Annotated in this window: 26 protein-coding genes; 19 read left to right on the forward strand and 7 right to left on the reverse strand. The window is 72.4% G+C overall.

Annotated elements, in window-relative coordinates; all coding sequences use genetic code 11:
• The first annotated feature begins 97 nt into the window (after window positions 1-97).
• Both ACFVUT_RS04375 and ACFVUT_RS04380 read left to right on the forward strand, forming a co-directional pair.
• Window positions 98-643 (forward strand): helix-turn-helix domain-containing protein, encoded by a 546-nt coding sequence (locus ACFVUT_RS04375; protein WP_389646979.1) that lies wholly within the window; start codon window positions 98-100, stop codon window positions 641-643.
• Between the two features lie 14 nt (window positions 644-657).
• A complete protein-coding gene (locus tag ACFVUT_RS04380) occupies window positions 658-1,365 on the forward strand; it encodes a helical backbone metal receptor (protein WP_389646982.1) in 708 nt (235 codons plus the stop codon).
• Here ACFVUT_RS04380 and ACFVUT_RS04385 read toward each other — a convergent pair.
• The gene (locus tag ACFVUT_RS04385; protein WP_389646985.1) at window positions 1,304-2,455 is read right to left on the reverse strand and encodes a TDT family transporter; all 1,152 of its coding nucleotides are present in this window, start codon (window positions 2,453-2,455) and stop codon (window positions 1,304-1,306) included. The genes ACFVUT_RS04380 and ACFVUT_RS04385 overlap by 62 nt on opposite strands.
• 70 nt (window positions 2,456-2,525) lie before the next feature.
• Between ACFVUT_RS04385 and ACFVUT_RS04390 the strand changes: the two genes are divergently transcribed.
• Window positions 2,526-3,449 (forward strand): LysR family transcriptional regulator, encoded by a 924-nt coding sequence (locus tag ACFVUT_RS04390; RefSeq protein ID WP_389646988.1) that lies wholly within the window; start codon window positions 2,526-2,528, stop codon window positions 3,447-3,449.
• A gap of 126 nt (window positions 3,450-3,575) precedes the next feature.
• Here ACFVUT_RS04390 and ACFVUT_RS04395 read toward each other — a convergent pair whose 3' ends face one another.
• Complete coding sequence (locus ACFVUT_RS04395; protein WP_389646991.1) at window positions 3,576-4,346, reverse strand: gamma-glutamyl-gamma-aminobutyrate hydrolase family protein; 771 nt, start codon at window positions 4,344-4,346, stop codon at window positions 3,576-3,578.
• A 247-nt stretch (window positions 4,347-4,593) separates the two neighbouring features.
• Window positions 4,594-5,289, reverse strand: coding sequence for a FadR/GntR family transcriptional regulator (locus ACFVUT_RS04400; RefSeq protein WP_389647709.1), 696 nt, complete (start codon window positions 5,287-5,289; stop codon window positions 4,594-4,596).
• A gap of 109 nt (window positions 5,290-5,398) precedes the next feature.
• Between ACFVUT_RS04400 and ACFVUT_RS04405 the strand changes: the two genes are divergently transcribed.
• The 4 genes from ACFVUT_RS04405 (at window position 5,399) to ACFVUT_RS04420 (ending at window position 9,216) form a co-directional block, all read left to right on the forward strand.
• Window positions 5,399-6,766, forward strand: coding sequence for a glutamine synthetase family protein (locus tag ACFVUT_RS04405; RefSeq protein WP_389646993.1), 1,368 nt, complete (start codon window positions 5,399-5,401; stop codon window positions 6,764-6,766).
• A gap of 8 nt (window positions 6,767-6,774) precedes the next feature.
• Window positions 6,775-8,154: an aldehyde dehydrogenase family protein gene (locus ACFVUT_RS04410; protein WP_389646996.1), complete on the forward strand. Its 1,380-nt coding sequence runs from the start codon at window positions 6,775-6,777 to the stop codon at window positions 8,152-8,154.
• A 5-nt stretch (window positions 8,155-8,159) separates the two neighbouring features.
• Window positions 8,160-8,951: a 3-oxoacyl-ACP reductase gene (locus ACFVUT_RS04415; RefSeq protein WP_389646999.1), complete on the forward strand. Its 792-nt coding sequence runs from the start codon at window positions 8,160-8,162 to the stop codon at window positions 8,949-8,951.
• A gap of 109 nt (window positions 8,952-9,060) precedes the next feature.
• Window positions 9,061-9,216 carry a DUF2510 domain-containing protein gene (locus tag ACFVUT_RS04420; protein ID WP_389647001.1) on the forward strand — a complete coding sequence of 52 codons (156 nt, stop codon included), beginning with the start codon at window positions 9,061-9,063 and terminating at the stop codon, window positions 9,214-9,216.
• Window positions 9,217-9,218: 2 nt separating this feature from the next.
• Here ACFVUT_RS04420 and ACFVUT_RS04425 read toward each other — a convergent pair whose 3' ends face one another.
• The gene (locus ACFVUT_RS04425) at window positions 9,219-10,421 is read right to left on the reverse strand and encodes an amino acid deaminase/aldolase (RefSeq protein WP_389647004.1); all 1,203 of its coding nucleotides are present in this window, start codon (window positions 10,419-10,421) and stop codon (window positions 9,219-9,221) included.
• Window positions 10,422-11,046: 625 nt separating this feature from the next.
• Here ACFVUT_RS04425 and ACFVUT_RS04430 point away from each other — a divergent pair.
• A complete protein-coding gene (locus tag ACFVUT_RS04430) occupies window positions 11,047-11,985 on the forward strand; it encodes a hypothetical protein (RefSeq protein ID WP_389647712.1) in 939 nt (312 codons plus the stop codon).
• Window positions 11,982-13,184, forward strand: coding sequence for a type VII secretion-associated serine protease mycosin (mycP, locus tag ACFVUT_RS04435; protein WP_389647007.1), 1,203 nt, complete (start codon window positions 11,982-11,984; stop codon window positions 13,182-13,184). Before ACFVUT_RS04430 ends, mycP begins: the two co-directional genes overlap by 4 nt.
• A gap of 75 nt (window positions 13,185-13,259) precedes the next feature.
• On the opposite strand, the gene ACFVUT_RS04440 is transcribed toward mycP, so the two are convergent.
• Entirely contained in the window at window positions 13,260-14,171 is a 912-nt protein-coding gene (locus ACFVUT_RS04440; protein ID WP_389647009.1) for a serine hydrolase, read from the reverse strand.
• Window positions 14,172-14,257: 86 nt separating this feature from the next.
• Here ACFVUT_RS04440 and ACFVUT_RS04445 point away from each other — a divergent pair, with 86 nt between their 5' ends.
• Window positions 14,258-14,986, forward strand: a complete 729-nt coding sequence (locus ACFVUT_RS04445) for an SseB family protein (RefSeq protein WP_389647012.1) — start codon at window positions 14,258-14,260, stop codon at window positions 14,984-14,986.
• A 121-nt stretch (window positions 14,987-15,107) separates the two neighbouring features.
• Here ACFVUT_RS04445 and ACFVUT_RS04450 read toward each other — a convergent pair whose 3' ends face one another.
• Window positions 15,108-15,470: a DUF1844 domain-containing protein gene (locus ACFVUT_RS04450; protein ID WP_389647015.1), complete on the reverse strand. Its 363-nt coding sequence runs from the start codon at window positions 15,468-15,470 to the stop codon at window positions 15,108-15,110.
• A gap of 343 nt (window positions 15,471-15,813) precedes the next feature.
• Between ACFVUT_RS04450 and infC the strand changes: the two genes are divergently transcribed.
• The 4 genes from infC to ACFVUT_RS04470 all read left to right on the forward strand — a co-directional run bounded on the left by infC (window position 15,814) and on the right by ACFVUT_RS04470 (window position 18,282).
• On the forward strand, window positions 15,814-16,500 hold the full coding sequence (gene infC, locus ACFVUT_RS04455) for a translation initiation factor IF-3 (RefSeq protein WP_389647018.1): 687 nt from the start codon (window positions 15,814-15,816) through the stop codon (window positions 16,498-16,500).
• Window positions 16,501-16,620: 120 nt separating this feature from the next.
• Window positions 16,621-16,815 carry a 50S ribosomal protein L35 gene (rpmI, locus tag ACFVUT_RS04460; RefSeq protein WP_114243588.1) on the forward strand — a complete coding sequence of 65 codons (195 nt, stop codon included), beginning with the start codon at window positions 16,621-16,623 and terminating at the stop codon, window positions 16,813-16,815.
• 109 nt (window positions 16,816-16,924) lie between these two features.
• Window positions 16,925-17,308, forward strand: coding sequence for a 50S ribosomal protein L20 (gene rplT, locus ACFVUT_RS04465; RefSeq protein ID WP_143625552.1), 384 nt, complete (start codon window positions 16,925-16,927; stop codon window positions 17,306-17,308).
• 140 nt (window positions 17,309-17,448) lie between these two features.
• Window positions 17,449-18,282: a TrmH family RNA methyltransferase gene (locus ACFVUT_RS04470; protein WP_389647022.1), complete on the forward strand. Its 834-nt coding sequence runs from the start codon at window positions 17,449-17,451 to the stop codon at window positions 18,280-18,282.
• Between the two features lie 39 nt (window positions 18,283-18,321).
• Here ACFVUT_RS04470 and ACFVUT_RS04475 read toward each other — a convergent pair whose 3' ends face one another.
• Window positions 18,322-19,509, reverse strand: coding sequence for a PucR family transcriptional regulator (locus ACFVUT_RS04475; RefSeq protein WP_389647024.1), 1,188 nt, complete (start codon window positions 19,507-19,509; stop codon window positions 18,322-18,324).
• A 121-nt stretch (window positions 19,510-19,630) separates the two neighbouring features.
• Between ACFVUT_RS04475 and ureA the strand changes: the two genes are divergently transcribed.
• The 5 genes from ureA to ACFVUT_RS04500 are packed head-to-tail and all read left to right on the forward strand — an operon-like array spanning window position 19,631 to window position 25,155.
• A complete protein-coding gene (ureA, locus tag ACFVUT_RS04480) occupies window positions 19,631-20,242 on the forward strand; it encodes an urease subunit gamma (protein ID WP_389647027.1) in 612 nt (203 codons plus the stop codon).
• The gene (locus ACFVUT_RS04485; protein ID WP_389647030.1) at window positions 20,239-21,924 is read left to right on the forward strand and encodes an urease subunit alpha; all 1,686 of its coding nucleotides are present in this window, start codon (window positions 20,239-20,241) and stop codon (window positions 21,922-21,924) included. The genes ureA and ACFVUT_RS04485 overlap by 4 nt, the downstream gene beginning before the upstream one ends.
• Entirely contained in the window at window positions 21,921-22,097 is a 177-nt protein-coding gene (locus ACFVUT_RS04490; protein WP_389647033.1) for a hypothetical protein, read from the forward strand. Before ACFVUT_RS04485 ends, ACFVUT_RS04490 begins: the two co-directional genes overlap by 4 nt.
• Entirely contained in the window at window positions 22,094-23,836 is a 1,743-nt protein-coding gene (locus ACFVUT_RS04495) for an amidohydrolase (RefSeq protein ID WP_389647036.1), read from the forward strand. Before ACFVUT_RS04490 ends, ACFVUT_RS04495 begins: the two co-directional genes overlap by 4 nt.
• Window positions 23,833-25,155, forward strand: coding sequence for an MFS transporter (locus tag ACFVUT_RS04500; RefSeq protein WP_389647039.1), 1,323 nt, complete (start codon window positions 23,833-23,835; stop codon window positions 25,153-25,155). Before ACFVUT_RS04495 ends, ACFVUT_RS04500 begins: the two co-directional genes overlap by 4 nt.
• The last annotated feature ends 123 nt before the right edge of the window (window positions 25,156-25,278 follow it).

Raw genomic sequence — 25,278 nt, forward strand, 5'->3', positions numbered from 1 at the left:
GCTGTCCGGAACACGTTCATCGGCCGGCCGACCTTGCGTAACCGTGTGCGTAATGTGCCGGCAGCCGGAAGGATGACGTGTCGGGAGGGAGCCGGACATGGACGACAAGGAAGCACTCCGCGTGGGCGCCGCGGTCCGCCGACGGCGCAGATCCCTGGGGCTCACACTGGCCGCGGTCGCCAGCCGCAGCGGTCTGTCCGTGCCGTTCCTCAGCCAGATCGAGAACGAGCGGGCCCGGCCCAGCCCGCGTTCCCTGGACCGGGTCGCCGAAGCCCTGGAGACCACCACGGCACGGCTGCGCGCCGCCGCGGACTCGGCGCGCAGCGTCGATGTCGTACGCGCGGGCGAGGGCGAGGGAGCGCGCAGAGTGGTGCGCGGACGCCATCAGCTCAGCGCCCTGGAGTTCACCGGTGAACTCGACCTCGGCCGCGAGTTCCAGCACCGCAACGACGAGGTGATGTACGTGGTGCTCGGCGCCGCGGAGGTGGAGGCCGAGGGGCGGGCGTACCGGCTGGAGCAGGGCGACACGCTGTTCCTCTCCGGCGGGGTGCGGCACCGCTGGCGGGCCACGCTGCCCGGCACGCGGCTGCTCGTCGTCGCGGTCGCCGAGCACATCGACGCCACGTTCGACCCGCGTCGCTGAGAGGGGTTCCCGCCGTGCGAGTCGTCTCCCTCGTCCCCTCGCTCACCGAGGCCGTGGCCGTCACCGCTCCCGGCCTGCTGGTCGGCGTCACCGACTGGTGCACGCATCCGGCCGGACTGGCCGCCGCCCGGATCGGCGGCACCAAGAATCCCGACGTGGCGGCGGTCGTCGCGCTCCGGCCCGATCTCGTCGTCGCCAACGAGGAGGAGAACCGCGCACCCGACCTCGCGGCGCTCCGGGCCGCCGGGATCGAGGTGCTCGTCACCGAGATCCGCACCCTCGACCAGGCCTTCGAGGAACTGGAACGGGTGCTGGCCACCGCCTGCGGCGAGGCCAGGCCGCGCTGGCTGGACGAGGCCGAGGCCGCCTGGGCCGCGCTCCCGCCGCCCCGCGCCCCGCGCCGGGCGGTCGTGCCCGTCTGGCGCCGGCCCTGGACGGTGCTGGGCCGCGACACCTTCGCCGGGGATCTGCTGGCCAGGCTCGGTGTCGACAACGTCTACGCGGACCACGCCGAGCGCTACCCCCGGATCCCGCTCGGCGCCCTCAACGCGGCGGGCGCCGATCTGGTCGTCCTGCCCGACGAGCCGTACCGCTTCACCGCGGACGACGGGCCCGAGGCGTTTCCCGCACTGCCCGCCGCCCTCGTGGACGGGCGGTTCCTCACGTGGTACGGGCCGTCACTGGCCGGGGCCCCTGCGGCGCTGCGAGCAGCACTCCGCTGAGCAGCCCGCGCAGCGTCCGGAGCCCGGTCACGGCCCAGGCCGTCACCAGCAGCGCGTACAGCGCGACGGCGAGCCAGGTGTACGCGGTGAGACCGGTGTGCCGGGCCAGACCCGCGGCGCCCGTGACACACGTACCGACCGGGAAGGTGAAGCCCCACCACGTCATGCCGAAGGTCATGCCGTTCCGTACGGCCCGCACCACCAGGGCGGCGGCCAGTGCCAGCCACAGCAGTGCGAAACCCATCACCGGCACCCCGTACAGCACGGCGAACACGCCCAGGGCCGAGGCGTACGGTGCCCCGATCGCGCCCGGCGCCACATCGGCGAGCTGGTTGACCGCCGTCGTCGACTGGCCCAGGGGACCGAGGACGAGGAACAGCGTGGGCGTCAGCGCGAGCGGCAGCGGGCCCTGGTGGACGAGCCGGGCGAAGACCAGCGGCAGCATCACCAGCGTGGCCAGCAGACTCAGGCCGAACATCGCGTAGCAGGCCAGCAGCAGCGCTTCGCGCCCCTGTCCGGCCGGCAGCTCCGGCACCAGCTGCGGGCCCAGCGCCGCGGAGACCATCGGGGCCACCACCGGCAGCAGCCACACCGGCGACGCGGTGCCGGGCTCGATCCGGTGGCGCACGACCATCAGGTACGGAATCGCTACCGCGCAGACGAGACCGACCCCGGTGCCCGCCGTGTACAGCACCACGTCCAGGGCGAGCGCGGCGCGCTGCCCGACGACGTCCCGGCCGACCGCCATCGACGAACCGCCGACCGCGAGCAGAGCCATGGAGAGGCAGCCGTAGAACGGGGCGACCGCCGGGTCGAGCAGATGGGCGCGGGCCTGGTCGCGATGGGCGATCCAGTGCCCGGCACGGGCCGTGAGCACCGCGGCGAGCATGACCGTCGCGACCGCCCACACCGCCGCGCAGGCTCCCCGCAGTCCCGGGACGTGCACGGGCAGCGCCGCACCCGCGCTCGCGACGATCGCGGTGCCCATGACGGTCGCGTACCAGTTGGGGCCGATGTGCCGCAGACGGGGCAGCCGCACAGGGACCGGGAACGGGGCTGGGGACTGCTGCGTCAACGGAAAGATGGCCATGCCACGATTTTTGCGGCGCGGTCGCCGACCCACCAGGGACCGCGTGTCTATGGGGTCATAAGGTGGATTTATGGCCGATGAAGTGCACGTTCCCCTCTCCCACCGGGTTCCCGACCTCGGTGCGCTGGAACTGCTGCTCGCCGTCGCCCGGCACGGCAGCCTGGGGCGCGCGGCACGGGACATCGGGGTCACCCAGCCGGCGGCCAGCAGCCGCATCCGGTCGATGGAGCGGCAGCTCGGCCTGGCCCTGCTGGACCGTTCGCCCCGCGGCTCCCGGCTCACCGCCGCCGGCGCGCTCGTCACCGACTGGGCGCGCAGGATCGTGGAGGCGGCCGAGTCGTTCGACGCCGGCGCGCAGGCGCTGCGGGACAGGCGGGACTCCCGGCTGCGGGTCGCCGCGTCCATGACCATCGCCGAGTACCTGCTGCCGGGCTGGCTGATAGCGCTGCGCGCCGAACGGCCGGACACCGCGGTCTCGCTGCTCGCCGGGAACTCCGCGGCGGTCGCGAGGCGGCTGCTCGCCGGTGAGGCCGACCTCGGATTCGTGGAGGGCCTGTCCGTCCCGGAAGGGCTCGACGGCACGGTCATCGCCCACGACCGCCTGGTCGTCGTGGTCGCCCCGTCCCATGCGTGGGCCCGCCGCCGTACGCCCCTGGTCCCGGCGGAACTGGCCGCGACCCCGCTGATCCTGCGTGAGCACGGCTCCGGCACCCGCCAGGTCCTGGACGCGGCCCTGGCCGTGCACGGCGGTCTCGCCCAGCCACTGCTCGAACTCTCCTCGACGACAGCGGTGAAGGGCGCGGCGGAGAGCGGGGCGGGACCGTGCGTGCTGAGCGAACTGGCGCTGGGCGAGGAGCTGTCCTCCAGGCGCCTGATCAAGATCCCGATCGCGGGTGTGCGGCTGAGGCGCCAACTGCGCGCGGTGTGGCCCTCGGGGCACCGCCCGACGGGGCCCGCGCGTGATCTGCTGTCGCTGACGGGGCGGGACGTGTAGGGCCCGTTCGGAGGACCGGGGCGGCCGGGGAGCCGTCAGAGGGCCCGGGCCGCCGGGACAGGGGTGGGGAACCGGCGGGGAGTCGTGCGGGCGCGGCCCGCACGCCGGTGCGTCCGGTCGGCCGGTTCAGGGCCGCAAGTCCTCGAAGGCCGCATTGGCCCGCGGCGGGGCGAGGTCATCGGACGGTGTACGGGCAGGGACCGGGCGGGCCGTCGACGCCCGCACCAGGGCCTGCGCCGGCCGGAGGTCGTCCCCCATCTCCGGATGCCACTGCACCCCGAGCACCCACTGAGGTCCCGGCAGCTCGACCGCCTCGACCGTGCCGTCCGCCGCGTGCGCCGAAGCCACGAGACCCGGGGCGAGCCGGCGCACGCACTGGTGGTGATAGGTGGGGACGGCCGACTCCTCGGGCATGACCGACGCGAAGAGCGTCCCCGGTACGGGGGTCACCGGATGCGCGCCGAGGACTCCGGTCGCGCCCAGCGGGCCGGCGTGCCCGTCGACGTGCTGGGTCAGGGTGCCGCCGAGCGCCACATTGAGCAGTTGCATACCGCGGCAGATACCGAGCAGCGGTGTACCGGACTCCAGCGCGGCCCGGATCAGGGCGAGCTCCCAGGCATCGCGCTCCGGCGCGGGCGGACCGGTCCGGAAGTCGCGCTCCGCGCCGTACAGCCCGGGTTCCACATCGGCGCCGCCCGCGATGACGAGGCCGTCCAGCCGGGACACGGCGGCAGCGGCGCGCGCGGGGTCGTCCGGCGGAAGCAGCACGGCCAGGCCGCCGGACCGCTGGACCATCCGCGGGTAGGCGGCCGGGAGGAGGGCGGCGGGCAGCTCCCAGACACCCCAGCGGGTCACGGGTTCCAGATAGGTGGAGACGCCGATGAGAGGTTCGGACACGGGGCGGTCCCTCCGGATCGGCCGCCTGCGCGGGCGGGCTCGAACGATTCCATGATATCAATGGTGTCAGAGGATACCTTTGGAATCCTGGGAGTCGTCACCGAAGCGGAACCGTTGGCTCTGTATCCGGGCCGGTAGTGCCCGGGCCGGTAGCGCCCGGGCCGGTAGCGCCCGGGCCGGTAGCGCCCGGGCCGGTAGCGCCCGGGCCGGTAACGCCGCAGGCCGGTCATGCCCGTGCCGGTAATGATCAGGTCAGGAATCCGCGCAACAGCGCCGCCGTTCCCGCGCAGTGCTCGCGCATCACCGCGCGTGCGGCCTCCGCGTCCCCGTCGAGAACCGCCTCGACGAGACTCGTGTGCTGATGCTGTGCGTGCTCCAGGTTCCGCACGAGCAGCGGTATGCAGTCCAGCAGGTCGTTCACCGTGGCGCGGACGGCCGCGTACTGCGCGGTCAGCGACGCGGAGCCGGAGAGTTCCGCCAGGGTCAGATGGAACAGTGTGTCGCGCCTGCGGTAGTCGGGCAGAGGTGCTTCGTGAGTCGCCGCCAGAGCCGAACGCAGCCGGTCCGCACCTTCCTCCGTCAGCCCCTGCGCGGCGCACAGCCCGGCTGCCCCGGCCTCCAGCACCTCGCGGAAACGCAGTACGTCCTCGATGTCGACGGACTCCACCTTGCGGCGCAACGCCCCCTTGTCGGGGCTTTCGGTGCGGGGCGGCACGAACGTGCCGCCGTAGCGCCCGCGCCTGCTCTCCACCAGGCCCTGGTCCTGAAGGACCTTCAGTACCTCGCGCAGCGTGACCCGGCTGATCCCCAGCAGCTCGGCCAGTTCGCGCTCGGCCGGCAGCCGCCCGCCGCCCGGCACCAGTCCGAGCCTGATCACCTGGAGGATCTGCTCCAGCGCCTCCTCGAAGCCGTTCCCCGCCCGGACGGGCCGCAGTACGGGCATCAGGCGGTCGGTGAACTCGCTTTCCTCGGCCACGCCCCGTCGTCCCTTCACAATTAATGGTTCTCTCGCATACCTTAAGCCTTCCGGCTGACCGAAGGAGGAACGTCCCGTGGCAGACCGAACACCACCGCTGGCGATCGAGGAGCTGCGCGCCCTCGTCGCGAGCGGTGAGATCGACACCGTCGTCCTCGCCTTCCCCGACATGCAGGGAAGGCTGCAGGGCAAGCGGTTCGCCGCCCGGTTCTTCCTCGACGAGGTCGTGGAGCACGGCACCGAGGGATGCAATTATCTGCTCGCCGTCGACACCGACATGAACACCGTCGACGGATTCGAGATGTCCTCCTGGGAGCGCGGCTACGGCGACTTCGCCATGCACGCGGACCTCTCCACTCTGCGCCGGGTGCCCTGGAACGAGGGCACGGCCATGGTCCTCGCCGACCTCGCCCAGGAGGACGGCTCGCCCGTCGCCGCCGCACCCCGCCGGATCCTGGGCCGCCAGCTGGAGAGGCTGGCCGAGCACGGCTTCACGGCCCATGTCGGTACCGAACTCGAATTCATCGTCTTCAAGGACACCTACGAACAGGCCTGGGACCGCAACTACCGCGACCTGACCCCGGCCAACCGGTACAACATCGACTACTCCGTGCTCGGCACCGGCCGCGTGGAGCCGCTGCTGCGCCGGATCCGCAACGAAATGGCCGCCGCGGGCCTCACCGTCGAGTCAGCGAAAGGCGAATGCAACCCCGGCCAGCACGAGATCGTCTTCCGCTACGACGAGGCCCTGGTCACCTGCGACCAGCACGCCGTCTACAAGACCGGCGCCAAGGAGATCGCGTCCCAGGAGGGCGTGGCGCTCACCTTCATGGCCAAGTTCAACGAGCGCGAGGGCAACTCCTGCCACATCCACCTCTCGCTCCGGTCCACCGACGACGCCGGGCGCAGTGCCATGGCGGACGAGGACGGCGGCATGTCCCCGGTGATGCGCCACTTCCTCGCCGGGCAACTGGCCGCCCTGCGCGATTTCTCCCTTCTGTACGCACCGAACATCAACTCCTACAAGCGCTTCCAGCCGGGCTCCTTCGCCCCGACCGCCGTCGCCTGGGGCCACGACAACCGCACCTGCGCGCTCCGCGTCGTCGGCCACGGCCGCTCGCTGCGCTTCGAGAACCGGCTGCCCGGCGGCGACGTCAATCCGTACCTCGCCGTCGCCGGACTCGTCGCCGCGGGCATCCACGGCATCGAGAAGGGCCTCGAACTCCCCGAGCCCTGCGAGAGCAACGCCTACGCCGCCGACTACGACCACGTCCCCACCACACTGCGCGAGGCCGCCGAACTCTGGGAGCGGAGCGAGATCGCCAGGGCGGCCTTCGGCGACGACGTCGTCGCGCACTACCGCAACATGGCCCGCGTCGAACTGGAGGCCTTCGACGCCGCAGTGACCGACTGGGAGCTCCGCCGTTCCTTCGAACGCCTGTGAGGCACTTCGTGACCACGCCCGACCACCCGGTGGAACACCACGTACTCAACCCGGCGACGGAAGAACTCCTCGCCACCGTCCCGTCCACCACCGTCGCCGAGGTGGACGAGGCGGTCGGACGGGCCGCGGCGGCCCAGCGCACCTGGGCCGCCCTCGCCCCCGCCGACCGCGCCCGGCTGCTGCGCCGCTTCGCCGCCGCCGTCGACGGTGAAACCGAACAACTGGCCCGCCTGGAGGTCCAGGAGGCCGGCCACACCCTGGGCAACGCCCGCTGGGAAGCGGCCAACGTCCGCGACGTGCTCGACTACGCCGCCGGGGGAGTGGAACGGCTGACAGGCCGACAGATCCCGGTCCCCGGCGGACTCGACATCACCCTCCTCGAACCCCTCGGTGTCATCGGCGTGATCGCGCCGTGGAACTTCCCCATGCCGATCGCCGCCTGGGGCCTCGCACCCGCACTCGCCGCCGGCAACGCCGTACTGCTCAAGCCCGCCGAGACGACCCCGCTCACCGCCCTGCGGCTGGCCGGGCTCGCCCTGGAGGCAGGACTGCCCGAACACCTCCTCCAGGTGCTCCCGGGCGCGGGCGAGGTCACCGGCGACGCCCTGGTCGAGCACCCCGGCGTCGCCAAGATCGTCTTCACCGGCTCCACCCGGGTCGGCAAGCAGATCATGGCCAAGTGCGCCGACCGCGTGAAGCGGCTCACCCTGGAACTCGGCGGCAAGAGCCCCAACATCGTCTTCGCCGACGCCGACATCGAGGCCGCCGCGGCTGCCGCGCCGATGGCGTTCCTGGACAACGCCGGCCAGGACTGCTGCGCCCGCACCCGCATCCTGGTCCAGCGATCCGTGTACGACCGCTTCCTGGAACTCCTCGCCCCGGCGATCACGTCCGTCGTCGTGGGCGACCCGTCCGACGAGAACAGCCAGATGGGCCCGCTGATCTCCCGGGCACAGCTCGAACGGGTGCGCGGCTACGTCCCCGAGGGCGCGAGGGCCCTCACCGGCACAGCACCCGAAGGGCCCGGCTTCTGGTTCCCGCCGACCGTTCTCACCGACGCCCGCCCCGATGCGCCCGTCGCCACCGAAGAGGTCTTCGGGCCGGTCGCCGTCCTTCTTCCCTTCGAGGACGAGGCCGACGCCGTGCGGCTCGCCAACGCGACGGAGTACGGCCTCGCCGGCTCGATCTGGACCCGTGACGTGGGCCGCGCCCTGCGCGTCTCGCAGGCCGTCCGGGCCGGGAACCTCTCCGTCAACTCCCATTCCAGCGTCCGCTACTGGACCCCGTTCGGCGGCTACAAGCAGTCCGGAATCGGCCGCGAACTCGGCCCCGACGCCCTTGCCGCATGCACCGAAACCAAGAACGTCTTCATCAGCACGGAGGACTGAGCCACATGACCACCACGGACAGCGAGAACATCTGCCGCCGCCTGGTCGGCCGCACCGCCGTCATCACCGGCGCCGGCAGCGGAATCGGTCGCGCCACCGCACGCCGCCTGGCGTCGGAGGGCGCGAACGTCGTCTGCGGGGACATCGACGAGAACGCGGGCAAGGCCGCGGCCGAGGAGACCGGCGGCACCTTCGTGCGCGTCGACGTCACCGACCCCGAACAGGTCGAAGCACTCTTCAAGGCCGCGTTCGACACCTACGGCTCCGTCGACATCGCGTTCAACAACGCCGGAATCTCCCCGCCCGACGACGACTCCATCCTCACCACGGGCCTGGAGGCGTGGAAGCGCGTCCAGGACGTCAACCTCACCTCCGTCTACCTCTGCTGCAAGGCGGCCCTGCCCTACATGCGCCGCCAGGGCCGCGGCTCGATCATCAACACCGCGTCCTTCGTCGCGATCATGGGAGCGGCCACCAGCCAGATCTCGTACACCGCGTCCAAGGGCGGCGTCCTCGCCATGTCCCGCGAACTCGGGGTGCAGTTCGCCCGAGAGGGCATCCGGGTCAACGCGCTGTGCCCAGGGCCGGTCAACACGCCCCTGCTCCAGGAGCTGTTCGCCAAGGACCCGGAACGCGCGGCCCGCAGGCTGGTGCACATCCCGGTCGGCCGGTTCGCCGAAGCCACGGAGATCGCGGCGGCCGTCGCGTTCCTCGCGAGCGACGACTCCTCGTTCGTCAACGCCACCGATTTCCTCGTCGACGGCGGGATCTCGGGGGCGTACGTCACCCCCCTGTAGAACTCCACCGCTCCGGGACACCGCCCGCCGGCCGAGGACCTACCGGGATCCCCGGCGGCGGAACCCCGGCGCCCCGCCCGCCCTACGGGAGCGCACGTGGAGTGGGGGCATGGCCAACGCGACACCGCCCGGCTGGTACGCGGACGCCGCGACACCGGGCACCGAACGGTGGTGGGACGGCACGGACGGCGCGCATCCGCCCGACAGCCCCCGTGCCCCAGCCGGTGACATGGGCAGCTTCCAGCGGCTCCCCGACGCTTCCTGAGCTCAGAGGAACGTCCGGCCCTCACCGCGGTACGTCGGCACGACGGCCGTCACCCGGTCGCCCTCGATCAGCTGCAACTCGTCGAAGCGTTCGCACAGTTCACCGGCCTTCGCGTGCCGGAACCACACCTTGTCGCCGATCAGCAGATCGTCCGCCGGGGCGCCGAGCAGCGGCGTCTGCACCTCGCCCGGTCCCTCCTGCGGGTCGTAGCGCAGCCCCTCCGGCAGGTACGGGACGGGCAGCCGGTCCGCACCCGCGGCCCCGGACGCCGGATAGCCGCCCCCGAGGACCGTCACCACCCCCACACCGGGCCGACGCACCACCGGCTGGGCGAACAGCGCCGCCGGACGCGCCGTGAACGAGGTGTAGTTGTCGAACAGCCGTGGTACGTAGAGCCCCGACCCGGCCGCGATCTCGGTCACCGCACGCTCCGCCGCCGTGTGCTGCACACTCCCGGTGCCGCCGCCGTTGACGAACTCCAGGTCCGGCGCCACGGCCCGTACCGCCCGCACCACCTCGGCCCGTCGGCCGGCCAGTTCCCTGCGGCCCGCGGCCTGCATCAGCCGGATCGCCCGGGAGCGCAGCGGCCGTCCCGCGACCGCGTCCCCGACCCCGGCGATGTGCCCCTCGTACGCCATCAGACCCACCAGCCGGAAGCCGGGCCTGCGCGCCACCGAACGTGCCAGTTCGGCCAGTTCGGCGGGAGAGCGCAGCGGAGAACGCAGAGCGCCGATCCGCACGCGGTTGCCGAACAACCGCAACGAGGTGTCCAGCTCCAGACAGACGCGGATCTCCTCGCGGCCACCGGCCCGCGCCGCGTCGATCAGCTCCAACTGCGCGTGGTCGTCCACCATCACCGTCACGGCGGCGGCCAGCTTCGGATCGGCGGCCAGCTCCGCGAAGGCGGCCCGGTCGGCCGACGGATAGGCCAGCAGCACGTCGTCGAACCCGGCCCGTGCCAGCCACAACGACTCGGCCAGGGTGAACGACATGATCCCGGCGAACCCCGGCCGCGCGAGCACCCGCTCCAACAGGGCCCGGCAGCGAACCGACTTGCTCGCGACCCGGATCGGCTTTCCTGCGGCCCGGCGCACGAGGTCGTCGGCATTGGCGTCGAACGCCTCCAGATCGACGACGGCGATCGGGGCGTCCAGATGGGCGGTGGCCCGGTTGTAACGGGTCCGGTCAGCGGCACGGGCAGTCATGGCCGCAGCTTGCCAGACGGCCGTACCGCTGGGTAGGGGGATGATCTGCGCAGATCGTCCGGGGCGGGGCGGTCCGCTCCCACCAGGACCGTTCCACCCCGTAGAGTGACGGGCACGCGGCACATCAACGGGCCTGCCTGTGACGTCGATCCGCGCGCGGTACGGAACAGGACCTGGGGGGCGGATGAGTACCGAGGCGCAGCGTGCTCCTGTCCCGCCCCCTCCCACCACCCCGCCCCCGGCCTCCGCGCACCCCGCGCAGGCACTCCCGGCGGCCTCCGCGAGCGAGCCCGTTCCGCCGCCCGCGGTGCCGGTGCCCGGCCCGGAGTCACCGGCCGCCTCGGCAGCGGTGCCCCCGCCACCCCCGCGGCAGGAGCCGGCCTCCCCTCCGCAGCCGGACGCGACGCCTCAGCAGGCGCCCGCACCCGAAGCGCTTCCCGTGGAGACCACGACACGGCTGCGAGCCGTGCCCCCGGCACCCGCACCCGAGGCACCGCCCGTGGAGACCACGGCACGGCTGCGAGCCGTGCCCCGCGCTCCCGCACCCGCCGCGGCCCCACCCACCACCGCGCAGACCGGACCGGCCGGTCCGCCCGCCGCGACCCGGCGGCGCCCCGTCGGTGCCGTGGACCTGACGCCGCGACCCGGCGCGGCCCCGCCGCACGCCGGGCCGGTCCCTGCCCCGCAGCACCTGTCGCGGCCGTACCCGCACCCCCATCCGCACCCCCATCCGTACCCGTATCCGTACCGCCCTCCGTTCCCCGAGACGCCCGTCGAGACGACCACCCGGCTGCGCCCCGTCCGGACCCGCCGTCCGATCAGGACCGCGACCGCAGCGGTCTGTGTCGTGCTCGGACTCGGACTGATCGGCGGCGCGGCCACCGGCGCCTGGCTCACCGGCGACTCCTCGGCCGACCCCGCCGCGCACAGCGCCTACACGGTGGGGCGCACGGTCTGGCACAGCGTCCCCGTGGACACCCTCTTCCCGCGCACGCTCAAGGGCGAAGGAGCGGGGCCCGGCGGGGCCGACCGGGTCTGGACCAGGGTCGCCGTCGCCCCGGACAGCGGCTGCACGGCGGGCCTGGACCCGCTGCTGGCCAGGACACTCGGCCCGGTGGGCTGCGTGCGCATGCTCCGGGCCACCTACACCGACGCCACCAGCAGCAGCGTCACCACGGTCGGGGCGGTCTTCACCGAGGGCGACACCGCGGCCATGAAGGCGCTGAGCACCCGCTTCGCCGACCAGCACCTCGACCGGCGCACCGACCTGATGCCCCGCACGTACCCGGTCGAGGGCACGGCCGCCGCCGGATTCGGCGACCGGCAGCGCGCCAGTTGGACCGTTCACGTACTGACCGAGGTGCCCGTCGTCATGTTCGCCGTCTCCGGGTTCGCCGACGGGCGTACGGTCACCGATCCGCAGCCCGCCGCCAAGGCCATGGCCGCGAACGCCACCACGGCCGCCGCCCAGGCCGGACTCGGCCACGAGGCCAAGGGAATCGCCGACCGGATCGAGCGCGGCCTGCGCCGGACGATCACCGACCTCACGGAGAAGCCGGAATGATCCGCCGCACCCCTCGCACCCGCCGCCGCGCCCTGGGCGCGGTCTGCGCCGCCATGGCGTTCGCACTCCTGCCCGCCGCACCGGCCAGGGCCGATGCCATCCGGGAACAGCAGTGGGGCCTCCAGGCACTCCACACCGACCAGGCATGGCGGACCACCAAGGGCAAGGGGGTCACCGTCGCCGTCGTCGACACCGGCGTCGACGACAGCCTCCCCGACCTGGCCGGCCAAGTGCTGCCCGGCAAGGACATGATCGGCTTCGGTGCCGCCCGCGGCGACCGTTCCTGGGCGCGGCACGGTACCGCCATGGCCGGGATCATCGCAGGTCATGGCCATGGCGCCGACCGGAGCGAGGGAGTGCTGGGCATCGCTCCGGAGGCAAGGATCCTCCCCGTGCGGGTGATTCTCGAAGCCTCGGACCCGGCCCGCACCAAGGCACGGCAGTCCCGCGGCACGGCCCTCGCCGACGGCATCCGCTGGGCCGCCGACCACGGCGCCGACGTCATCAACCTCTCGCTCGGCGACGACAGCGAGTCCGCGCACCCCGAAGCGGGCGAGGACGCCGCCATCCAGTACGCACTGAAGAAGGGGGCCGTCGTCGTCGCCTCATCGGGCAACGGAGGAGAGAAGGGCGACCACATCTCGTACCCCGCCGCCTACCCCGGCGTGATCGCGGTCGCCGCCGTCGACCGGTACGGCACGCATGCCGCGTTCTCCACGCGCCGCTGGTACGCCACGGTCAGCGCCCCGGGAGTCGACATCGTCGTCGCCGCACCCGACCGGAAGTACTACGTGGAGTGGGGCACCTCCGCCGCCGCGGCCTTCGTCTCCGGCGCGGTCGCGCTGGTGCGCGCCGCGCACCCGGGACTGACACCCGCCCAGATCAAGCACCTGCTCACGGACACGGCCCGCAGCGCCCCGGCATCGGGTCGTGACGACGCCCGCGGCTACGGCATCGTCGACCCTGCCGCGGCGATCGACGCCGCGGCCGACCTCCGTCCCGCGGGTGTGCGCGCCGAGTCCGCCGAGGCGGGTTACCGGAAGCGGTACTTCGGCCCCGGCCCGACCGTCGAGCACCACGACAGCGGCCCGGCGGGCTGGCTCGCGCCCGCGGCGGGCGGCCTCGGGGCGGCCCTGCTGGCCCTCGCCGTGGTGCTGTGGCGCGGCAGGTACAACAGACCGTCCGCCGCGCGTCGCTGAACACCGTCCGGGCCGCTCATCCGGCCCAGGGCGCCTCCGGCTCGGGGCGCCTCCGGCTCACCGGGCGGCCGGCGCTCACCGGGTGGCGTCGAGCACACCCACCGCCGCCTTCGCGACCGACTCGACGAGCGCGATCCCGGTCTCCTTCGTCGGCTGCCCGCCCGAGAGCACCGCCACCAGATACGTGCGGCCGTCCGCCCGCACCTGCCCGATGCTGTTGATGTCCCACAGCCCGGTCGCCGTCCGGGGCATCCAGCCGTTCTTCAGCGCCCAACCGCTGCCCGCCGCCGACACGCCCCACTGCTGGTCGGCCTCCACCTGCCCCATCAGCCCCCGCAGGTACGTACGGGAATCCTCGTTCAGCTCCGACTCCGTACCGAACACCGCCTCCAGCAGGGTCAGCTGATCCGTCGCCGTGGTCCGGGTCAGCCCCCAGGCGTCCGCGGCCGTGGTCCCGGTCAGACCGAGGCGTTCGTTGGCCGCGTCGAGGGCCTGCGCGCCGCCGACCGCCTGCAGCAGCGTGGTGGCGGACGCGTTGTCGCTCCGCTCGATCATGGCGGTCGCGCTGTCGCGCTCGCCGGTGGTGAGGGCGCGCTCCTCGTCCTGTGCCCTGAGCAGCAGCGCGGCGAGTATGTCGACCTTGACGATGCTCGCGGTGTCGTACGACTCGTCCCCGTAGACGGCCCGTGCCCCGTTCCCGGTGTCCAGCACCGCGACGGACACCCGCACGTCACCCGTGTCGGCCAGCAGCGGATCCACCGCCGAGGCCAGCGCCGCGTCGAGATCCACCGTCGGCTCCTCACTCGTCGTTGCCGGGACGGGGGTGGCCCCGGCGGCCGATACGGACGATACGGACGCCGCGGAGCCGGGAGCGTGATCCGACGACCGGCCGGCCAGCCGGATTCCGCCCACGGCCGAACCCGCCAGCAGGATCACGACCGTCACGGAAGCGGTACGGACGAAGCCGCGACCTCTGTTTCGGGACATGCCCCGGACGCTAGGAGCGGCACCTGGGAACCGGCTGGGTCCGACCTGTCGAAAGGATGAGAAAACCCAGGCACTAGGCTCGCCCCGTGGCGCTGAAGAACATTCCGGACCCCGGATACTCCGACGACGACGGCACGGCCGACCCGGCCCTGAGCGCGGCACTCGCCGCCTGGGCCGCGGACCGCGAGGCCGTCGGACCGGTACTCGAAGCCCTCAGGGGCGCCCGGCTCCTGGTCCCCGTCGTCGCCGTGCTGGGGGAGGTGGAGGAGGACGAGAACGGGCTGCGTCGCGAGAAGACCAGCGACATGGCCGTCCCCACCCTGCAGGCGGGAGACCGGCGCGCCCTGCCCGCCTTCACCTCGACCGTTTCGCTGGCCCGCTGGGATCCGCAGGCCCGCCCCGTCGCCGTCCCCCTGCACCAGGCGCTCCAGGCTGCCGCGCACGAGAAGGCGGACACGGTCGTTCTCGACCTCGCCGGCCCGGTCGCGTTCGAGCTGACCGGTTCCGCGCTGCTCGCCCTCGCGGAGGGCCGCACCAGCGCCGACCCGCTGGACGACCCCGCGGTCGTCTCGGCGGTACGGGACGCGGTGGCCGCCGAGCCCGCGGTGCTCCGGGCCCATCTCGGCCCCGGCAGCTCCGACGGCACCCTGGCCCTCGTGCTCGTACCCGGCGCGGACCCCGCCGTCGTGGCCCGCCGGGTCGCGGAACTGCTCGCGACCGACGACGTCCTGCGCGCCCGCCTGGTGCGCGGCCTGGACCTGGCGCTGCTCCCGGCCGGTGCGGCGGCACCCGGCGAGCCCCTGTTCACGCGCTGATCACTCGATCCTCGGCTCGCACGACTGAGCCCCTGCCCGGCACGGGCAGGGGCTCAGTCGAGGATCGAGAAAAGAGGGAAAAGCAGGGAAAAGCAGGGAAAAGCAGGGAAGAGGGGCGGGCTCAGCCGAAGACGGGGCCGGTGTACTTCTCGCCGGGGCCCTGGCCGGGCTCGTCCGGTACGAGCGACGCTTCCCGGAACGCCAGTTGCAGGGACTTCAGGCCGTCACGCAGCGGAGAAGCGTGGAAGGAGCTGATCTCGGTGGCCCCGGCGTCCAGCAGGCCGGCCAGCGCGTGCACCAGCTTGCGGGCCTCGTCGAGGTCCTTGTGCTCGTCGCCCTCCTCGGTCAGGCCGAGCTTCACGGCGGCGGCGCTCATCAGATTGACCGCGACCGTCACGATCACCTCGACCGCGGGCACCTCCGCGATGTCGCGGGCCATGTCGTCGAAGCCGGGGGAGTCGTTGGTGGGGGTCGCGTCACTCATGCGCCATACGATAGGCCCCGTCGGGCGCCGCCCTGTCCCAGGGAGCGGTCGGTGCCGACCGGTTAGCGTCCACTCCGAGGAGCTGCTAACCTGGAGTGACGACCGGCTGGGCAGCTATGTGCCCGGCCCACAAGTGGAGGCTCCGATCTCCCACCTGGCTGTCCTTCAGGACAGCGGGTCACCGGTCAGGTGGCGCCCATCGTTCCGTACGGACGATGGAGCCGCCCGATGCGCCCCGCGGTTGACCGCGGCGGTGTTCCGGTAGTTCCAGGAGCCCCGCCTGTGTCCCGTCCGGGGCATTTTTATTGACCTGGTGCGGTTGGTCTCACACAACAGACGTTACGTGGCTGTCCGCCAGGCGGTCACGTGGTGCTACCGAGGAGGATCCATCAGCGCCGAGCCCCGCATCAACGACCGGATTCGCGTTCCCGAGGTGCGACTTGTCGGTCCCAGCGGCGAGCAGGTCGGGATTGTTCCGCTTGCCAAGGCCCTGGAACTCGCGCAGGAGTACGACCTCGACCTGGTCGAGGTGGCGGCGACCGCCCGTCCGCCCGTGTGCAAGCTCATGGACTACGGGAAGTTCAAGTACGAGTCGGCCATGAAGGCCCGTGAGGCGCGCAAGAACCAGGCGCACACGGTCATCAAGGAGATGAAGCTCCGGCCGAAGATCGACCCGCACGACTATGACACCAAGAAGGGTCACGTCGTCCGGTTCCTCAAGCAGGGCGACAAGGTCAAGATCACGATCATGTTCCGTGGTCGTGAGCAGTCCCGCCCCGAGCTGGGCTTCCGACTGCTCCAGCGTCTCGCTTCGGACGTGGAGGAACTCGGCTTCATCGAGTCCAACCCGAAGCAGGACGGCCGGAACATGATCATGGTTCTGGGCCCGCACAAGAAGAAGACCGAAGCCATGGCCGAGGCCCGCGAGGCCCAGGCCGCCCGCAAGGCGGAGCGTCAGGGTTCCACCCCCGACGCCGGGTCTGCCGAAGCGCAGTCCGAGGCTCCGGCCGATACACCTTCCGAGGCGTGACCTCTGGGGGCCGCCATCCAGGCGGCCCCGGGTCTCCCCGGAATCCCACCAAGATCTGACGCCCCTGCTGCCCGGTGCCCGCACCGAGAGGGGCGCCACTGACGAGGAGAGAACGGCGCGATGCCGAAGAACAAGACGCACAGCGGTGCCAGCAAGCGCTTCAAGATCACCGGCTCCGGCAAGGTGCTCCGTGAGCGCGCCGGCAAGCGCCACCTTCTTGAGCACAAGTCGTCCAAGAAGACCCGCTCGCTGACCGGCACGGTCGAGCTGGCCCCGGCCGACGCCAAGAAGGTCAAGAAGCTTCTCGGCAAGTGAGCCCGCGGCCCTCGGTGAACCCGCGGGCGGCGATCTCGACCCAGACCGGGACCAATTCGTTTCCGGGCCGTGTGAGTCCAACCACGGCCCCGCTACAAGGAGTTAAAAAGTGGCACGCGTCAAGCGGGCAGTGAACGCCCACAAGAAGCGCCGGGCAATCCTCGAGCAGGCCAGCGGTTACCGGGGCCAGCGCTCCCGCCTGTACCGCAAGGCGAAGGAGCAGGTCACCCACTCCCTCGTCTACAACTACAACGACCGCAAGAAGCGCAAGGGCGACTTCCGTCAGCTGTGGATCCAGCGCATCAACGCCGCTGCCCGCCAGAACGGCATGACGTACAACCGCCTCATCCAGGGTCTGAAGGCCGCCAACGTCGAGGTGGACCGCAAGATCCTGGCCGAGCTCGCGGTCAACGACGCCAACGCGTTCGCCGCCCTCGTCGAGGTCGCCCAGAAGGCCCTCCCGAGCGACGTCAACGCCCCGAAGGCCGCCTGATCCAGGTCGCACTTCTTGGCTTCTGAGCCGGACCCGCAGGCGCTCGTCGTCTGCGGGTCCGGTGCGTTGCACGACATGCTCCGTACGTCCGCCACGGCCGTACCCCTCACCTCCGCACGCAGAGAGGCTCCCCGCCGACCATGGGCACCCCCGAACTGATCTCCCCGCGATCTCCGCGCGTCACCGCCGCCCGGCGGCTGGCCAAGCGCACCTTCCGCGGCAAGGAGCGCAGGTTCATCGCCGAGGGGCCGCAGGCCGTGCGTGAGGCCGCCGGGCACCGCGGGAGCGACGGGGAGGCGACGCTGATCGAGCTGTTCGCCACCGTCGAGGCGGCCGAGCGGTACGCCGACATCGTCGACGCCGCCCGCGCGGCCGGCGCCCGGGTCCACCTCGCCGACGGGGACGTCCTCGCCGATGTGTCGCAGACCGTCACCCCGCAGGGGCTGATCGGTGTCTGCCGCTTCCTCGACGCACCGTTCGACGCCATCGTCGCCGCGAAGCCGAAGCTGGTCGCCGTCCTCGCCCACGTACGGGATCCGGGAAACGCCGGCACGGTACTGCGCTGCGCCGACGCCGCGGGCGCCGACGCCGTCGTGCTCACCGACGCCTCGGTGGACCTCTACAACCCCAAGTCCGTCCGGGCCTCGGTCGGCTCGCTCTTCCACCTGCCGGTAGCCGTCGGCGTCCCGGTCGAGCAGGCCGTGCGAGAGCTGAGGGACGCGGGCGTACGGATTCTCGCCGCCGACGGAGCGGGCGATGACGACCTCGACGACGAACTCGACGCCGGAACCATGGGCGGGCCGACCGCCTGGGTCTTCGGGAACGAGGCGTGGGGCCTGCCGGAGGAGACCCGTGCCCTGGCCGACGCCGTCGTGCGGGTGCCGATCCACGGCAAGGCGGAGAGCCTCAATCTGGCCACCGCGGCGGCCGTCTGCCTGTACGCCTCCGCACGGGCCCAGCGCCCCCGCCGCTGAGACCGTCCTCCGGGACGGGCCGCGCCGACGGGGCCGGCCTCAGCCCACGGCCGCGTTCCTGGCCCGCAGGGCCACCGCCACCAGTGCCGCGTCGTCGGGCCGCCGGATGTCGCGGCCGGTCAGCTCGTGGAAGCGGGCGAAGCGGTGCTGCACCGTGTTGCGATGGCAGTACAGCGCGGCCGCCGTGTCCGCGATGGAGCCGCTGCCGTTCAGATGCTCGGTGACGGTCTCCAGCAGGCGAGCCGTCTCCGTGGCCGACACTCCGGGGCCGTCGAGACCGCCGAGCACATCGGCGGCCAGATCGGTACCGAAGTCCCCGGCCCGCCGCACCAGCACATCCAGCCAGCTGTCCTCCAGCAGTCTCGGCGCACGCGCGTCCGGCGGCAGCGTCTGCGCCGTCGCGATGGCCAGCACGGCCGCCCTGGGCACCGCCGCGAGCCCACGCGTCTGCGGCGAGACGCCGCACGGGGTGGAGGCGAGCCGGATCAGCACCGACTGCCAGGTGATGCGCCGGCCCAGCTCCACCACCAGCACCGCGTCCCCGCCGACCGCCTGGTACTGCACCGGAGCACCCGCCGCGCGCAGCGCCGTGGCCGCCAGGTGCAGCCCCGAACCCTCGGCTGTCGGGGCCGCCGCGCACAGAAACGTCCCGGCACTGTCGAAACCGAGGGCCAGTGCCGCGTTCCGTACCACCGTCGGGTTGTGGCCCTCGCTCTCCAGCAGCCGGGAGAACCACATCCGGCGCTCGTCCTCCTCGCGCCGCCCCATCTCCAGAACCGTGCGCTGATACGCCGTCATGATGCCGGTGACATGGGACTCGACGGCCTCCCACACGTGGTAGGCCGACGTCACCAGCTCCGCCATGTCGTCCTCGTCCGCCCGCTGGACCAGTGCCGCCCACACGACCCGGAAGTCCAGCCGGGCCACCGCCAGCAGCGAGTCCAGAGGGACACCCTGGCGGGCCCGCTGCTCACCCACGCGCTGCGACACCCCCGCGATGTGCACGGGCACCGGGAGCCGCGCCACCGTACGCAGCAGCAGTTCGAACGCCTGCCAGGCGGAGCTGCGGAAATCGGCGTCCGGCACCCGGTCCGCATAGGCGCTGCGGACCGGGTCGATCATCTCCATCCACTGGCCGATCAGGCCGTCGATGTTGTCCAGGCACTGGCCCGCCAGTTCGGCGATCCGACGGGACGGGGCGGGAGAATCGGAAACCGGAGTGTGCATATGACCAATGTAAGGGGCTGTACGGGTGATGTTTCGACGTTGGATTTGTGCTCGTTGCCCTCGAAGCTGAGGCAACCCGGAAATCCTCTCCGGGCCCACCGCATTCAGGGAGGTCCTGGCAGTGCATCTGACGCCTCGCGAGCAGGAGCGTCTCCAACTGTTCACCGTCGCCGAACTGGCCCGCCGCCGCAGGGCGCGCGGCCGCCGGCTGAACACGCCGGAGGCCATCGCCCTGATCTGTGACGAGGTGCTGGAAGCCGCCTGGGACGGGCTCGGTCTGGACGAAGTGATCGAGGTGGGCCGTGCCGTGCTCACCGAGGCCGACGTGATGGACGGCGTGGCCGACATCGTGACCACCGTGCAGGTCGAGGCACTCTTCCCGAGCGGAACCGCCCTCGTCGCCGTGGACCGGCCGATCGGCCCGGGCAGCCCCGACACCGCCCCCGGCGCCGTACGGACCGCCCCCGATCCCGTACGGATCAACGAGGGCCGCCCACGGACCACCCTCACCCTCCGCAACATCGGCGACCGTACAGTGTTCGTCTCCTCGCACTATCCGCTGCACGAGGTGAACGCGGCCCTGGAGCTGGACCGGGAAGCGGCACGGGGACTGCGGCTGGACATCGCGGCCGGTACGGCGCTGGCCTTCGAACCGGGGGAGTCCCGGGAGGTCTCGCTGATCCCCCTCTCCCGTCTCCCGCAGCCCGCCCAGTCCGAGGAGCAGAGCGCATGACCAGCATCGACCGCCGTACGTACAACGCTCTGTACGGGCCCACCACCGGTGATCGCATCCGGCTCGGCGACACCTCCCTCTGGGTCGAGGTGGAGGCCGACGACGGCACCCCGGGTGACGAACTGCTCGGCGGCTGCGGCAAGACCGTACGCGACGGGCTGCTCGCCTCGCCCCGCTCCGACCGTGACTCCGCCCTGGACATGGTGGTCGCCGGAGTCGTCCTCATGGACCCCGTCCTGGGCATCCGCAAGACCGACATCGGCATCAAGGACGGCCGGATCGTCTCCGTCGGCGGCGTCGGCAACCCGGACGTGATGCCGGTCGAGTACGCCATCGACTCGCACACCTCGGTCGTCCCCGGCGAAGGGCTGATCGCCACGCCCGGCATCGTGGACAGCCATGTCCACCTCTCCTCGCCCGAGGTGGCGCCCGCCGCGCTCGCCGCCGGGGTCACCACGCTCGTCGGCATGGGGCTCGGCGGGGTCTGGGAGATCGGCTGCAACCCCGCCCACAATCTGCACACCCTGATGAGTTCCTGGCAGGGCACCCCGCTCAACATCGCGTTCCTCGCCCGTGGCTCGTCCAGCTCCCGCACCCTGCTCGACGAATCGGTGCTCGCCGGGGCCGGCGGCTTCAAGGTCCACGAGGACTTCGGGGCCACCCCGCGCATCATCGACAACTGCCTCGACACCGCGGAGGCCGCCGATCTGCCGGTCGCCCTGCACACCGATTCCATGAACGAGTCCGGCTATCTGCGCGACACCATCGGCTCCACCCGGGGCCGGACCGTGCACGCTTACCACGTGGAGGGCGGCGGAGGCCACCCCGATCTGCTGGAGATCCTCTCCGAGCCGAACATCCTGCCGTCGTCGACCACGCCGACCATCCCGTACACCCCGAACACCGTCGGGGAACTCTTCCCGATGACGATGACCGTCCACCGGCAGAACCACCACTCCGCCAGCGACGTGGAGATTTCCAGCGGCCGTATCCGCGCCCACGCCATCGCCGCCGAGAACGCCCTGCACGACCTCGGCGCGATCTCCATCGTCAACTCCGACTCCATGGGCATGGGACGCATCGCCGAGACCGTCCGCCGCACCTGGCAGCTCGCCCACCTCCAGGCCCTGGCGGCGGGGGAGGGCGGTGTCGAGCACCGCGCCAACGAGCGGGCGCTGCGCTACCTCGCCAAGATCACGCTCAACCCGGCCGTCGCCCACGGCCTCGCCCACGAGGTCGGCACCGCCCAGGTGGGGCGCCTCGCCGACCTGGTGCTCTGGCACCCCGCCTACTTCGGCTCGAAGCCCGAGCTGGTCATCAAGGCCGGGTTCGTGGCGTGGGGCAACACGGGGTCCGGCTCCGGATCGACCCGGCTGACCCAGCCCCGCACGTACCGGCCCTACTTCGGCGCCCTCGGCCAGGCCCCGGCCCGGCTCTCCCGGATCTTCGTCGCCGAGGCCGCGCTGGCCGACCGGGCCGCCCGCGCGGCGCTGCCCAAGGGACTGACCTACGCACCGATCCGCGGCTCGCGCGGCCTCACCCGCGCCGACATGCTCCACAACACCGCGACCCCGCACGTCGTGGTGCCCCGCGAACCCGCACCCGTCCTGGTCGACGGCGTCCCCACCGGCACCCCGGCGGCCCGCGCAGTGCCACTCGCCCAGCTGCACCACCTCGCGTGAGCCCGCAGGACCCGGCCGCGTACGACCCGGCCGCGTACGACCCGGCCGCGTACGACCCGGCCGGGTACGACCCGGCCGCGCAAGCCCCGGCCGGGTACGACCGGGTCGTGCAAGCCCCGGCCGGGTACGACCCGGCCCCTGGAGAACTGAACCCGAAAGACGCCCGCCCGTGAAACTCGATCTGCTCGTCCGCAACGCGAACATCCTGACCCTCGACGAGGCCCGGCCCACCGCGCGCGTCCTCGGCGCCCTGCACGGCCGCATCGTCGGGCTCGACGAGGAGGTCGAGCACCTTCCCGCCGCGCGGGTCGTCGACGCGGGCGGCGCCACGGTCGTGCCCGGCTTCAACGACGCCCACTGCCACACCGCGTGGTTCGGCCTCACCCTCACCCAGCTCGACGTCTCCGGCGCACGGACCGTCGACGAGGTGTACGACGCCGTGGCCGCGTACGCCGCCGGACTGCCCGAGGACGCCTGGGTGATCGGCGCCGGACTCGACCACAACCGGACCGGTGGGCACTACCCGCACCGCGACGCCCTGGACCGGGCCGCGGGCGGCCGGCGGGTGTGGCTGAAGCACACCTCCGGGCACGCCTGCGTCGTCAACACCCCGGTGCTGCGGCTCGCGGGCATCCTGGCCGACGGCTTCACCGACCCGGACGGCGGCGTCGTCTCCCGCGACGAGGACGGCCGGCCCGACGGACTCCTGGAGGAGACCGCGCAGCGCCTCGTCCAGCGGCATGTGCTCCCCTACCCCGTGGAGACCGTCGCCGACGCCGTCGACGCCGCCACCCGGCACTACCTCACCGAAGGCATCACCAGCTTCACGGAGGCCGGGATCGGCGGCGGCTGGATCGGCCACACCCCGGTCGAGCTCGCCGCCTACCAGCTCGCCCGTGACACCGGCCGGCTCCACGCCCGCGCCCAGCTGATGGCCGCGTCCGACGTCCTGCACCCGCTGGTCTCGCACGCCGACGACGGCATCGGCCTCGGGCTCGACCTCGGGATGCGCACCGGATTCGGTGACGACCGGCTCTCCCTCGGCCCCGTCAAGATCTTCCTGGACGGCTCGCTCCTCGGCCGTACCGCCGCCGTCACCGAACCGTTCTGCGGCTGCCCGCACAACGAGGCGGAGGCCGCGAACCCGACCGGGTACCTCCAGAACGACGCCGACGCCATGACCGAGACCGTCGTCGCCGCCCACCGCTCCGGCTGGACCGTCGCCGCCCACGCCATCGGCGACCGGGCCGTCGACCTCGCGCTCGACGCATTCGACCGCGCCCGGCGCGAACTCCCGCGCCCCGGCGTGCACCATCGCATCGAGCACGCCGGAGTGGTCCGCCCCGACCAGCTCGCCCGGTTCGCCGAACTCGGCGTGATCCCCGTACCGCAGCACAACTTCCTGCCACCGTTCGGCGACGCCATGGCCGAGTCGCTCGGTCCGCGGCGCACCGCCTGGTCCTACCGGCTGCGTTCGCTGCTCGACCTCGGCCTGCCCGTACCGGGCAGCTCCGACCGGCCCGTCGCCCCCGGCGCCCCGCTGCCCGCCATTCAGGCCATGGTCCAGCGGCGCACCGGCTCGGGCGCCGTGTACGGACCCGACGAGCGCGTCCCGGTCCTCGACGCCCTGCGCGCCTGGACGGAGGGCTCCGCCCGCGCCACCGGCTTCGGCGGCAGCAAGGGACGCCTCGTCCCCGGCCTGCTCGCCGACCTCACGATCCTCGACGCCGATCCGCTCCGTACCGATCCGGACCGCATCGGCTCGCTCCAGGTCCTCGCGACCGTCGTCGGCGGCGATCCCGTCCACGACCCGCACGGCCTCGCGGCCCAGGCCGCCCCCCACACACCCGCACAGCCCGTTCCCCCGTCCCCTCAAGGCCACCAGGCCCTCCGTCCCCAGGAGAACGTGTGAGCTCGCCCGACATCAAGGACATCCGGCGGCTGCTGACAGCCGCCTTCACCGGCACCGCTCTGGAGTGGTACGACTACTTCCTCTACGGCACCGCCGCCGCCCTGGTCTTCAACCGGCTCTTCTTCCCCGAGCTGGACCCGGCCGTGGGCACCATCGCGTCCTTCGTCACCTTCGCCGTGGGCTTCGTCGCCCGCCCCATCGGCGCAGCCGTCTTCGGCCACATCGGCGACCGTTACGGCCGCAAGGTCGCCCTGATCATCACGGTCGTGATGATGGGCGTCACCACCGGCTGCATCGGCCTGCTGCCCAGCTACGCCACCATCGGCATCTGGGCCCCCGTCCTCCTCGCCCTGCTGCGCTTCCTCCAGGGGATATCGGTCGGCGGCGAGTGGAGCGGGGCCATGCTGCTCACGCTGGAGCACACCCCGAAGGAGAAGCACGGCAGCTACTCCTCGATCCCGCAGCTCGGCTCGCCCGTGGGCACGCTGATCTCGTCCGGCGCGTTCGCCCTCGTCGGGATGCTGCCCGACGACTCCTTCTACTCCTGGGGCTGGCGCCTGCCGTTCCTCGCCGCGTTCCCGCTGCTCGGCTTCGCCCTGTACATGCGGCTGCGGATCGAGGAGTCGCCGGTCTTCCACGCGATGCTCGCCGACGCGGAGAAGAACGGTCCGAAGCCCGCACCGCTCATCGAGGCGTTCCGCCGCACCTGGGGCCGCATGATCGTCGGAGTCGGCGCTGCCCTGCTCGGCGTCGGCGGCTTCTTCCTGATGACCACGTTCATCATCTCGTACGGCACCGACGAGCTGGGCATCGACAAGTCCGTGATGCTGAACGCCACCGTCATCGGCTCGGTCGTCGAGATCGTCGTGCTCGTCGTCGCGGGGAGGATCGCCGACCGGATCGGCGCCTGGAAGGTCTGCGCCATCGGCGGCCTCGTCTCCATGGCCGTCGCCTTCCCGGCCTTCTGGCTCGTCGACACCGGCAAGCCCGCACTGGTCTACCTCGGCGTGGGGATCGGTATCGGCGCACTCTCCATTCCGTACGCCCCCATCGGCGCCGTGGTCTCCGGGATGTTCCCCGAGGCGTTCCGCTACAGCGCCGTCGCGATGTCCTACAACCTCGCGGGCGTCGTGGCCGGGTTCGTACCGCTGCTCGCCACCTCGCTGACCGGCGCGGCCAACGGAGCCTCGTGGGGAGCGGCCCTGCTCCTGGTGCTGATCGCGGCCTGCACAGCTGCCGGATCGTTCGCCTCCGGATCGCTCGCGCGGCGTGATCGGCAGGCACGTCCTGCCGAGGACCGCGTGGAGGTCGCCGTCTGACCGACGCCCTGTCCCGTATCCCGCCGGGCGGCGGACCGCAGCAGTGCGCCCCCGCAGGGTGTCGCTCCGTCACCGACGACTAGTAGGGTGACGAACTCGGGGGCCCACTGCACCGGTTCGAGA

It is taken from the genome of Streptomyces sp. NPDC058051 (assembly GCF_042885475.1).
In the GTDB taxonomy this organism is placed as follows: Bacteria; Actinomycetota; Actinomycetes; order Streptomycetales; family Streptomycetaceae; genus Streptomyces.

Coding starts and splice junctions, on each gene's coding strand:
- ACFVUT_RS04375 (WP_389646979.1), top strand. CDS start 98: ATGGACGACAAGGAAGCACTCCGCGTGGGCGCCGCGGTCCGCCGACGG.
- ACFVUT_RS04385 (WP_389646985.1), bottom strand. CDS start 2,455: ATGGCCATCTTTCCGTTGACGCAGCAGTCCCCAGCCCCGTTCCCGGTC.
- ACFVUT_RS04390 (WP_389646988.1), top strand. CDS start 2,526: ATGGCCGATGAAGTGCACGTTCCCCTCTCCCACCGGGTTCCCGACCTC.
- ACFVUT_RS04400 (WP_389647709.1), bottom strand. CDS start 5,289: ATGCCCGTACTGCGGCCCGTCCGGGCGGGGAACGGCTTCGAGGAGGCG.
- ACFVUT_RS04415 (WP_389646999.1), top strand. CDS start 8,160: ATGACCACCACGGACAGCGAGAACATCTGCCGCCGCCTGGTCGGCCGC.
- ACFVUT_RS04420 (WP_389647001.1), top strand. CDS start 9,061: ATGGCCAACGCGACACCGCCCGGCTGGTACGCGGACGCCGCGACACCG.
- ACFVUT_RS04425 (WP_389647004.1), bottom strand. CDS start 10,421: ATGACTGCCCGTGCCGCTGACCGGACCCGTTACAACCGGGCCACCGCC.
- mycP (WP_389647007.1), top strand. CDS start 11,982: ATGATCCGCCGCACCCCTCGCACCCGCCGCCGCGCCCTGGGCGCGGTC.
- ACFVUT_RS04440 (WP_389647009.1), bottom strand. CDS start 14,171: ATGTCCCGAAACAGAGGTCGCGGCTTCGTCCGTACCGCTTCCGTGACG.
- ACFVUT_RS04450 (WP_389647015.1), bottom strand. CDS start 15,470: ATGAGTGACGCGACCCCCACCAACGACTCCCCCGGCTTCGACGACATG.
- rpmI (WP_114243588.1), top strand. CDS start 16,621: ATGCCGAAGAACAAGACGCACAGCGGTGCCAGCAAGCGCTTCAAGATC.
- ACFVUT_RS04470 (WP_389647022.1), top strand. CDS start 17,449: ATGGGCACCCCCGAACTGATCTCCCCGCGATCTCCGCGCGTCACCGCC.
- ACFVUT_RS04475 (WP_389647024.1), bottom strand. CDS start 19,509: ATGCACACTCCGGTTTCCGATTCTCCCGCCCCGTCCCGTCGGATCGCC.
- ACFVUT_RS04485 (WP_389647030.1), top strand. CDS start 20,239: ATGACCAGCATCGACCGCCGTACGTACAACGCTCTGTACGGGCCCACC.